The organism is uncultured Campylobacter sp., assembly GCF_963517995.1.
Lineage (GTDB): Bacteria > Campylobacterota > Campylobacteria > Campylobacterales > Campylobacteraceae > Campylobacter_A.
Genome location: NZ_CAUQHQ010000093.1, coordinates 1 through 8,583 on the forward strand (window position 1 = coordinate 1; position 8,583 = coordinate 8,583).

Consider the following 8,583-nt stretch of genomic DNA (forward strand, 5'->3'; position numbering starts at 1 on the left):
GTCTTCTACAAGAGCGATGTTTGCCTCGTAAGCTGCTGCGCTACTAGCTCGCAGGATGCCTTCCATCGCTAAATTTTTAGCGACGACGACGATGCCTCCGCAGCCGAGCGCATACGCCGTTCGGACGATGGCGCCGATGTTTCCGACGTCGCTAAGTCCGCATAAAACCGCTATAAAATTTTGTTTTTTTATCTCGTCTATACTCTTAAACTCAAACTCTTTGACCTCGGCTAAAAAACCTTGGTGATTGCCGCCGCGCGCGAGAGCTTGAGCTTTTTGATTATCCACGCGTTTTATCGGCGCGCCGACGCCTACGATCTGCGAAAATAGCGCCTTATCGCACTCTTTGGCGAGATAGACCGTTTTGACGTTTTTTTTATAGTTTTTTATGATGTGCAAAAATAGCTGTTTACCGTATATTATCATCACCTGATAATAGCTAAAAATCGGTAAAATTTAGCTAAATTTTTAGATAATTTCGCCCTTTGCTAAGTCTGTATGCGATTTTAGCGAGCCAGTTCGGAGTAAATTTCTTTAGCGCTTTTGCCCGTGATTTTTGCTAGGAGTTTGGCCTTGGCTTTAGGCGAAATTTCAAGTTCTAAAATATCGTTTTGAGTGATTTTTTCTGAGGTAAAATTTGGATTTTTTTGTACTACGACGCACCATTCGCCGCTTAGATTCGCCTCTTGTAGCTTTTTTGCCAGCTTGCTTGCCGCGGCCCTAAATTTTGTTTCAAATTTCTTCGTCGCCTCTTTTATGGCAAAAATTTCTCTATCCGGCTCAAGCTTGGCAAAGTCTAAAATAAGCGAAAGTATACGTTTTGGGCTTTCGTAGATGACTGCCGGAAACGGCGAATTTAGCGCATTTTGAATAGCTGCGGCTCGTTCTTTGCCGTTGTTTGGCAAAAAACCTAAAAAGCAAAATTCTTTTTCGCAAAGACCGCTTGCGACGATGGCTAAGAGTGCGGCGTTTGATCCGCTTAGCACTTCGTATGCGATATCGTTTTTTATCGCGAAATTTACGAGCGCGGCTCCCGGATCGCTGATGCCCGGCATTCCCGCATCGCTTAAAAACGCGACGTTTTTATCAAAAATCTCAAGCTTTATTTTGGATAAAATTTCATCTTCGTTATGCGTGTGTAGCGGAATAAAATTTTGGATGTTTATATTTGCGTCAAAACGCATATTTAGCAGGTTTATAAGAGATTTTGCGACTCTGGTATCTTCGCAAAAGAGTATCTCGCATTCGCGCAAAACGCTCAAAGCGCGAAACGAGATATCGCTCAAATTTCCTATCGGCGTAGGAATGAAATATAGCAAAGGATTATTTTAAGTTATATTTTTTCTTAAATTTATCGACGCGGCCCGCGCTATCAACTATCTTTTCGCTGCCCGTAAAAAACGGATGGCACTCTGAGCAGATATCTACTCTGATCTCACTTTTGTTTGACTTCGTAGTGAAGGTGTTACCGCAAGCGCAAGTTACTTTGCACTCAACAAATTCCGGATGAATTTCTTTTTTCATCATTTTATCCTTTTATCGTCTGATTTTTTAATTTTCATTTAAAGTAAGGCGAGATTATACAAAAAACTTCGTAAAAAATCAAATTTAAATTAAAATTTTAGCTGCTATGCCTAAAATCGCCGTTTGCGAGCGCAAAATATTTTTTGCTCTCAGTCCGTATTTTTTCGAGACCGTCTCTCGCTCGCTCTGGCTAAATCCACCCTCGGGGCCGATCGCTAAAATTTCTTTGCCCGCGTAGCCGTCTAGATTTTCGCCTTCAAAGTCGATAAGAGCGATGTTTGGATAAAATTTAACTAATTCGTCTAAGCTTTTATAAATTTCAAATTTCATTAAATCGTTTCGTCCGCACTGCTCGCACGAGCTTATCAAAATGCGCTCTAGTCGCGAAAAATCGAGCTTAAAGTTTTTTTGCGAAAATTCGCCGTAAAAAAAGACGATTTTAGCTACGCCCGTTTCGTTTAGGCCGGGCAGCGTTTTTTCGATCGTTTTTGGATCGACGACGGCCCAAGCTAGCGTTAGATCGCTATTTCGCGCTTCCACGTCGTGCGAAAATATCAAATTTAGCTCCGCACCCCTTTTGTCTAAATTTACGATTTCATAGATGTGGTTTTGTCCGTCGGTCAAATTTCGCACGTCAATGCGCTCGCCTACCTTAGTGCGCCGCGCCTTCAGGTGCAAAAACGCCTCGCCATCAAGCCTAATCTGCTCGTTTTTGGCATCTTTTGAATATAAAAATTTCATCTCACCCCGCTTGCGATAAGTATCAAAACAAAATCAGCCGCAATTTTTAGGCGCATTTTGGCTCTGAAAGCGGCGAAATTTTTAGTTTTCATCGCCTTTTTTAGCTGCTTAAACTCCATCGCCCCAAGCCCGATAAGCAGTATCCAAACCGCGATCATAACAAGAGCCTTGAGACCCAGATAAAAGTAAAAAACGCTCATCAAAAGCAGCCCCGTAAGCATCATCGCGGCTAAAAACGAGTAGTATGTGGGCAAAAATAGCCTGATGCGCTTAGCGTAGGCGGGCGAATTTACGCCGAAATTTATCAGGCAAAAGTGCGCCGCGACAAGCGCCAAAAGCGTAAAGGCGAACCCTATATGTATAGAGTGCGCTAGCTCGTAGAGCTCTGATAGATGTTCGTTAAATTTCATTTCTCAGGCACCGGTTCCGGCGGCATATTTTCGTCGATACTCACGTTTGCGTCGCTTTGCGCGATAGGTACGTCGCTGGGAACGGTTTCGTTTAGATCCAGTTCGGGCGAGCTTTTTTCGTCCTCGCAGCCGCTAAAGATTAGAGCCGTCAGCGTCAAAATCGCAAAAATTTTCCTCATTTGCGCTAGACCTCCTTTGGATTTACTATTTTTTTGCCTAGCTTGATTTTCTCAAACAGCTCGGCGTCCTCCCACTCGGCTCTCACGCCCTCGGAAAAGACGACTTCGTTTAAATTTACCTCGCCCATTTTGGCGTTATACGCATCGTCTCTGAAGCACTGCGCATAGCCCGTGTCGGTCTCGTGGACGATGACGCTGTGAAGCTTCACTTCGCGCTCGCCGTTTTGCATCTGAGTGGCTTTTAAAAGCCTATCTATCATCACGAAAAATATCCTGCAAAACTGCTCTGCGGAGGGGTTTAGCGGGATCTCTACCCAGCGCGCGGAGTGCTTTTTGAGGTCGTTTTTGTACTGGGCTTCGTCGCCGCTAAATATCGTCGTGCAGTGATCAAAGCTATCGATGATGCAGCCTATTTCGCGCTTCATCAGACCAAAATCATACACCATCCCCGCATTATCGAGAAAATTTGACTCCAGTAAAATTTCAGCCCTGTAAGAGTGCCCGTGGATGCTCGTTTTGCAGCGTTTCGAGCTACAAAATCTAACTATATGAGCGTTTTCAAATTTAAACATTTTTCTTATTATCATCTTAGCTCCGTTTATTAAATTTTCATTTTGCGCCGTAAAGATACGGGTAACGCCGCCTAATTTAGGCTTTAAACCCCTTCTTTTGCGCCCCAAAGCCTGATGTGCAGGCGATCGGAGTAGTTAAAACCGTGTTTGATCGCAAACTGCGCGACGGCTAGGGCGTTTTGCTCAAGGCTTATTTTATCATAACCTTGCGGCATACAAAAGACTTCCGCGTCGCAAATGCCTAAAATGCGCGAAATTTGCGCTATCGCCGAGCCGTCTTCCGCGCTTTTTTTATCTAGGACGAATTTATAAAAACTGCCCGCGGCGTTTTGTTTTATCGCTTTTAGCGCGCTAGCGTTGATGCGCCTAGCCTCGCTTTCGCCGCTATTTTTGAGCTTGACGCTAACGGCAAAGCGGCATTTTTTATAAATCTCAAATTTAGCAAAATCCACCTCGATAGTGCCGTTTGTTTCAAAATGCGGCTCGTAGCCCTCGCTAATCGCAAAATTTAAAAAATCAAGCAAAATTTGGTTTTTGTAGTGCAGTAGCGGCTCGCCGCCAGTGATGACGACGATGGGTTTTTGGCGTAAATTTGCGCTCAAATTTTGTGTTATTTTTATGAGTTCGTCCGCGCTCGAGATTTTTTGATATGAAAAATGCCCCGTAAAAACCGCGCGGATAGTGTCGCAGCCAACTAGCGTTTCGCCGGTTTTGGGCGAAACGGCGCGCACTCCAAAGCCCGCGCAGTTTAGGTTGCATCCAGCAAACCGCAAAAAGATTGCCAAACGGCCGCTGCTTGCGCCTTCGCCTTGGATGCTTAAAAAACTCTCGACTAGGTTTAAACTCAAATTTCGCCTTTTAAATTTTGGTCGATTATAGCAAAATTTGAAGGGTAGTTTTATGGAGTTAAGCGGATTTTCCGTCAAATTTGAGCGGGTTTTGCTAAAAAAACGGCGGTAAATTTACGGATAAAAACGTAAAAATAAAGCGAGGTTAAATTTAGTAAAGCAGGCTAAATCTACGTCAAATTTGACGTAAATTTAGTCCTGATTTCAGCCGCCCGTTTGGTAAAAGGCGCGGCTTGAGGTCTCGTTTTGAGAACCGATCGCCCATTTGTTTTCTTTGGGTTTATTTTGTAAAACCTGGCGTAAAATTTCGCTAGCGCCCGCGATATCGCCCTTTCTTACGGCGTCTTTTATGCTCATCGCATCCTCGAAGTATAGGCACGGGATGAGATGTCCCTCGGCCGTGAGGCGTATGCGGTTACAACTCTCGCAAAAGTCGTGTTTGTGCGGGTCGATGATGCCGAAGGTATAGCCGTCCTCTAGCTTATAGATGCTAGCTGGGCCCGTCGGGATCTTTTCGGCCGCTTCGAAGCGATATTTTTTCGCGATAACGTCTAAAATTTCAGCCGATTTCATGCCTTTTAGCTCGCCCGTCGCGTGGATGTTTTCCATGTATTCGATAAAGCGAATTTGGCAACCCATAGAGCGCGCAAACTCTAGCAAAGAGACAATCTCGTCGTCGTTTACGCCTCTTAGCGCGACGGTGTTTAGCTTGACTTTTAGTCCGGCTTCAAGCGCCGCGTCAAGGCCTGCTAAAACCTCGTGCAGAACGCTTTTTTGCGCGAGAAATTTAGCCTTTTCGGTTTTTAAGCTATCAAGCGACATATTTATACGCTTTAACCCCGCGTTTTTTAGGGCTTTTGCGTAGTGTTTTAGCATAAAGCCGTTTGTCGTGATGGCTAGATCGACGTCCGGGCTGTGCTCGCTTATCATCGCGATAAATTTGTCCAAGTCCTTGCGCAGTAGCGGTTCGCCGCCCGTTATGCGGATCTTTTTTACGCCTTCGTCCAGGCAGACTTTGACAAATAAAAACAGCTCCTCAAAGCTTAGTAAATTTTCCTTCGGCTCCCAGCTAAACGGAGTTTTAGGCATGCAGTATTTGCATCTAAAGTTACATCTTTGCGTGACAGAAATACGCAGATAATCAACAGTTCTTCCGTGCCCGTCTATTAACATTTTTCGCCCTTAATTTTATCAAAAAGATTTGTTTTTGATTTGGTTAAAGGGCATTATAGGAAGTTAAGCTTTAAAATTTTTTAAAATTCGCGTATGAAAATAATGTTATTTTTTTATATTTCGCGCCTAGGTTTTAACACTATATCAGCTCCCGCAGTTTTAGCGTCAGCTCGACCTTGCCCACACCCACGCACAGCTCTTTTGCGATGCTTTCGACGCTTTTGCCTTCGCTATACATCTGCACTATGCGCTTTTCGTCGTCCTCGCCGTTTGGAGCGGAGATTTTGCTAATGCTTTTTGTGCGCTCCTCAAGCGTAAATAATCTATCTTGTTGCTGGCTTTGGAAGCTATCTATCGAGCTTTCGATGCTTTGGAGAGTGTTTATTATCGGAGTTATTTTTTGATTTATTTTTTCGTTTAGACGCTGTTCGAGACTGCTTTCTAGCTGCGCCGTGTCAAATTCGGCCGGCTCGCTTCGGTCTAAATTCGCAACCTGTTTTTTTACCGCGTGAAGCTCTTGGATGAGTCCTTCTATAGCTTTTTCATATCTTGAAAATTTTCTGGAAACCTCAAGGTCTTTTACGAAAACCAGTACGAAAAGTATCGTTAAAATTAGCCCGAATATCGCAAAAATCATCAAATCGCTATTCATCTTTTACCTCCTTTAGTTCTCTTATCATTGCCCGCTCTCTGGCCGTCACGTAGCCGTTGTAGTCGCTCTCGTCGCTCTCGTTTATGCGCGTGATTTTGGCGGTTTCTTCATCTAGTGCTTCAAAAAATATCGCCACGTCTCGCTTCGGAAAAATAGTCATAAAAATGCGTCCGTAGTACCTGGCGCCTTCTTTAAATTTAGCCTCTTTTATCCTAAAATTTTCAAAATTTATCCCGTCCAGCACGCTAGATTGCGCAAGCTCGAGCTTTACGAATTTTTCATTTTTTATGTAGGCGTTTAGCTCGTCAAATTTACGGTGAAGCTCGACTAGCAGCGTCAGTATCACTTGATCGCTTTCCTTTGTGTCGCCCTTTGCTTTGGCGCGCTTTATCCACGCTCCTAGCGGATCGTCCTCGTTGCCGCTTAGTTTGTCGAATTCGCGCAAAAACTCGCTTTCGCGCCCGAGCGCTTCCTCAAAAACTATGTCTAAATTTGCCGGAACCAGTCTCATAGGCTAGCCCAAACGAAGATGAAAAAAAGTATGCCCAGATAGCCGTTTAGTGTAAAAAACGCGCGGTCGATCTTACTAAAATCTCGCCTAACGATGCGGTGTTCGGCCACTAGGATACCCCCGCAAAGCAAAATGCCAGCAAAGGCCGCCGCGCCAAGCCCTCCCGCCCACGCAAAAAGCAGCCAAAAGATCGCGGCCGTAGCGTGAAAGATCGCCGAGATAAACATCGTAGCCTTTTCGCCGTAAACGCTAGGTATGCTAAAAAGCCCGTGTTCGCGGTCAAAATTGACGTCTTGAAGCGAATAAAGCAGGTCAAATCCCGCCACCCAAAACATCACGCCAAGGCAGAGCAGCACGCTAAAAAGCGGTATCTCGCCGGTGACCGCGACAGCTCCGGCGATGGGCGCGAGACCTAGCGAGAGGCCAAGGACTAGGTGCGCCAGCTCGCTAAAGCGCTTAAAAAGCGAATATCCGCCAAGCACCGCTAGGATCGGAAAGCTCAGCCAAAACGCAAGCTCGTTTACGAGATAGGCGACGAGTACGAATATGACGGCGTTTGCCGCGATAAAAATTTGTAAATTCGTCCTGCCGATACGTCCGTCCACGCTCGGTCGATTAGCCGTGCGCGGGTTTAGTTTGTCGATATCCTCGTCCTTGTAGCGGTTAAAAGCCATCGCGAAATTTCTCGCCGAAACTGCGCAAAGAACGCCCAAAATAAGCAACTTCCAGCCAAACCAAGCCGTATCGTTTACCTGTGCGCTTGCTGTTATCATAGCGGTAAATATAAAAGGCAGCGCGAAAATCGAGTGCTTAAAGACGATTAGTTCATTAATATCTTTTAAAATATTTATAAATTTTTGCATAATCTTCCTGAAATTTTTGCTTTATTTTATCTTATAAAAGCGTAAAATGTGATAAAATTTGAGCAGATTTACGAATTTTAAGGCATTTTTATGAAAGAACTCGCCATCATCGGCACTACCGCCAGCGGAAAAACGGCGCTCGCGCTAAAGCTTGCTAGCGAATTTAACGGAGCGATTTTGAGTCTTGATTCGCTTTGCGTTTATAAATTTATCAATATCGCAAGCGCTAAGCCAAGCGCAAGCGAGCTAGCCAGCGTACCGCATTTTGGGGTAAATTTGCTGATGCCTGACGAGCATTTTGACGTCGGGATGTTTTTTGAGGTTTATAAAACGGCTAGCGAATTTGCGCAAAAAAACGGTAAAAATTTATTTATAACCGGCGGAAGCGGATTTTATCTAAAGGCTTTGCTATCGGGTCTAACGCCTAAATTTGAGCGCGTAGAAAGCAGCCTATCAAACGCTCAAATTTATGAGCTCGTTTCAAGCCTGGATCCGGAGTTCGCCGCCAAATTTAGCGCAAACGACACCTACCGCCTGCAAAAGTGGTTTGACGTCTACTCATTTTTACGCTCTATCGGGCGGGATGACGCTGTGAGCGCGTATCTGCGCGAAAATACCCTAGCTCCCGTCGCGTCAAATTTGGCGATTTTCGAGCTTAGCTGGGAGCGGGACGAGCTAAGAGGACGAATCAAAGAGCGCACCAGAGCGATGTTTGAGCAGGGTTTGCTTGATGAGGTGCGCGAGCTTTTTGCGTGGTATCCGCAGCGACCAAAGCCGCTAAATTCGGTCGGTCTAAAAGAGTGCGGCGAGTTTTTGCAAGGCGAGATCAAGACAGAGGTTGAGCTGGAGGAGCTCATCTGCACGCATACGGCGCAGCTCGCCAAGCGTCAGCGGACTTTTAATAGATCGCAGTTTGAGAGTAAATTTAGCGGTTCGGTCAAAGAGTGTGAGGAGAAAATCATAGAATTTTTGAGTGATTGATTTTGATTTGCGGCTTGTCTCTTGCGCGCCTTTAAATGATTTCGTAAATTTCGCCCTGCGACAGACTACATGTCTAGTCTTGGGACGAAATTTACTTCAAAACATTTAAAATCATCGCAAGATACTTTG

13 protein-coding genes are annotated in these 8,583 nt (G+C 45.0%); 1 reads left to right on the top strand and 12 read right to left on the bottom strand.

Features of this window, described 5'->3' with window-relative positions; all coding sequences use genetic code 11:
- From RYL88_RS09240 to mqnP, 12 genes are all read right to left on the bottom strand, one after another.
- The coding region (locus RYL88_RS09240; RefSeq protein WP_314990798.1) for an RNA methyltransferase substrate-binding domain-containing protein at positions 1–426 on the bottom strand (426 nt) is incomplete at its 3' end.
- 80 nt (positions 427–506) lie between these two features.
- Positions 507–1,319, bottom strand: a complete 813-nt coding sequence (rsmI, locus tag RYL88_RS09245) for a 16S rRNA (cytidine(1402)-2'-O)-methyltransferase (protein WP_314990799.1) — start codon at positions 1,317–1,319, stop codon at positions 507–509.
- A gap of 4 nt (positions 1,320–1,323) precedes the next feature.
- Positions 1,324–1,524 (bottom strand): 50S ribosomal protein L31, encoded by a 201-nt coding sequence (gene rpmE, locus RYL88_RS09250; RefSeq protein ID WP_009495090.1) that lies wholly within the window; start codon positions 1,522–1,524, stop codon positions 1,324–1,326.
- Between the two features lie 84 nt (positions 1,525–1,608).
- Entirely contained in the window at positions 1,609–2,265 is a 657-nt protein-coding gene (locus RYL88_RS09255) for a 16S rRNA (uracil(1498)-N(3))-methyltransferase (protein WP_314990801.1), read from the bottom strand.
- Positions 2,262–2,675 carry a hypothetical protein gene (locus RYL88_RS09260; RefSeq protein WP_314990803.1) on the bottom strand — a complete coding sequence of 138 codons (414 nt, stop codon included), beginning with the start codon at positions 2,673–2,675 and terminating at the stop codon, positions 2,262–2,264. The genes RYL88_RS09255 and RYL88_RS09260 overlap by 4 nt, the downstream gene beginning before the upstream one ends.
- Positions 2,672–2,854 carry a hypothetical protein gene (locus RYL88_RS09265; protein WP_297965125.1) on the bottom strand — a complete coding sequence of 61 codons (183 nt, stop codon included), beginning with the start codon at positions 2,852–2,854 and terminating at the stop codon, positions 2,672–2,674. The genes RYL88_RS09260 and RYL88_RS09265 overlap by 4 nt, the downstream gene beginning before the upstream one ends.
- Positions 2,855–2,859: 5 nt before the next feature.
- The gene (locus tag RYL88_RS09270) at positions 2,860–3,441 is read right to left on the bottom strand and encodes a 6-carboxytetrahydropterin synthase (RefSeq protein ID WP_314990804.1); all 582 of its coding nucleotides are present in this window, start codon (positions 3,439–3,441) and stop codon (positions 2,860–2,862) included.
- Positions 3,442–3,509: 68 nt separating this feature from the next.
- Positions 3,510–4,274 carry a 7-carboxy-7-deazaguanine synthase QueE gene (locus RYL88_RS09275; protein ID WP_314990806.1) on the bottom strand — a complete coding sequence of 255 codons (765 nt, stop codon included), beginning with the start codon at positions 4,272–4,274 and terminating at the stop codon, positions 3,510–3,512.
- Positions 4,275–4,478: 204 nt separating this feature from the next.
- Positions 4,479–5,447 carry a GTP 3',8-cyclase MoaA gene (moaA, locus tag RYL88_RS09280; protein ID WP_314990808.1) on the bottom strand — a complete coding sequence of 323 codons (969 nt, stop codon included), beginning with the start codon at positions 5,445–5,447 and terminating at the stop codon, positions 4,479–4,481.
- Positions 5,448–5,586: 139 nt separating this feature from the next.
- A complete protein-coding gene (locus tag RYL88_RS09285; protein WP_314990810.1) occupies positions 5,587–6,099 on the bottom strand; it encodes a hypothetical protein in 513 nt (170 codons plus the stop codon).
- Entirely contained in the window at positions 6,092–6,610 is a 519-nt protein-coding gene (locus tag RYL88_RS09290) for a hypothetical protein (RefSeq protein ID WP_314990812.1), read from the bottom strand. The genes RYL88_RS09285 and RYL88_RS09290 overlap by 8 nt, the downstream gene beginning before the upstream one ends.
- The gene (mqnP, locus tag RYL88_RS09295) at positions 6,607–7,473 is read right to left on the bottom strand and encodes a menaquinone biosynthesis prenyltransferase MqnP (RefSeq protein ID WP_314990814.1); all 867 of its coding nucleotides are present in this window, start codon (positions 7,471–7,473) and stop codon (positions 6,607–6,609) included. Before mqnP ends, RYL88_RS09290 begins: the two co-directional genes overlap by 4 nt.
- A gap of 90 nt (positions 7,474–7,563) precedes the next feature.
- On the opposite strand from mqnP, the gene miaA reads away from it, so the two are divergent.
- Positions 7,564–8,454 (top strand): tRNA (adenosine(37)-N6)-dimethylallyltransferase MiaA, encoded by an 891-nt coding sequence (gene miaA / locus RYL88_RS09300; RefSeq protein WP_314990816.1) that lies wholly within the window; start codon positions 7,564–7,566, stop codon positions 8,452–8,454.
- Positions 8,455–8,583 lie beyond the last annotated feature (129 nt).

What these genes read in the sequence shown, in the direction of transcription:
- rpmE (WP_009495090.1), bottom strand. Translation starts at nt 1,524, where the DNA reads ATGAAAAAAGAAATTCATCCGGAATTTGTTGAGTGCAAAGTAACTTGC.
- RYL88_RS09255 (WP_314990801.1), bottom strand. Translation starts at nt 2,265, where the DNA reads ATGAAATTTTTATATTCAAAAGATGCCAAAAACGAGCAGATTAGGCTT.
- RYL88_RS09260 (WP_314990803.1), bottom strand. Translation starts at nt 2,675, where the DNA reads ATGAAATTTAACGAACATCTATCAGAGCTCTACGAGCTAGCGCACTCT.
- RYL88_RS09265 (WP_297965125.1), bottom strand. Translation starts at nt 2,854, where the DNA reads ATGAGGAAAATTTTTGCGATTTTGACGCTGACGGCTCTAATCTTTAGC.
- RYL88_RS09270 (WP_314990804.1), bottom strand. Translation starts at nt 3,441, where the DNA reads ATGATAATAAGAAAAATGTTTAAATTTGAAAACGCTCATATAGTTAGA.
- moaA (WP_314990808.1), bottom strand. Translation starts at nt 5,447, where the DNA reads ATGTTAATAGACGGGCACGGAAGAACTGTTGATTATCTGCGTATTTCT.
- RYL88_RS09285 (WP_314990810.1), bottom strand. Translation starts at nt 6,099, where the DNA reads ATGAATAGCGATTTGATGATTTTTGCGATATTCGGGCTAATTTTAACG.
- RYL88_RS09290 (WP_314990812.1), bottom strand. Translation starts at nt 6,610, where the DNA reads ATGAGACTGGTTCCGGCAAATTTAGACATAGTTTTTGAGGAAGCGCTC.
- mqnP (WP_314990814.1), bottom strand. Translation starts at nt 7,473, where the DNA reads ATGCAAAAATTTATAAATATTTTAAAAGATATTAATGAACTAATCGTC.
- miaA (WP_314990816.1), top strand. Translation starts at nt 7,564, where the DNA reads ATGAAAGAACTCGCCATCATCGGCACTACCGCCAGCGGAAAAACGGCG.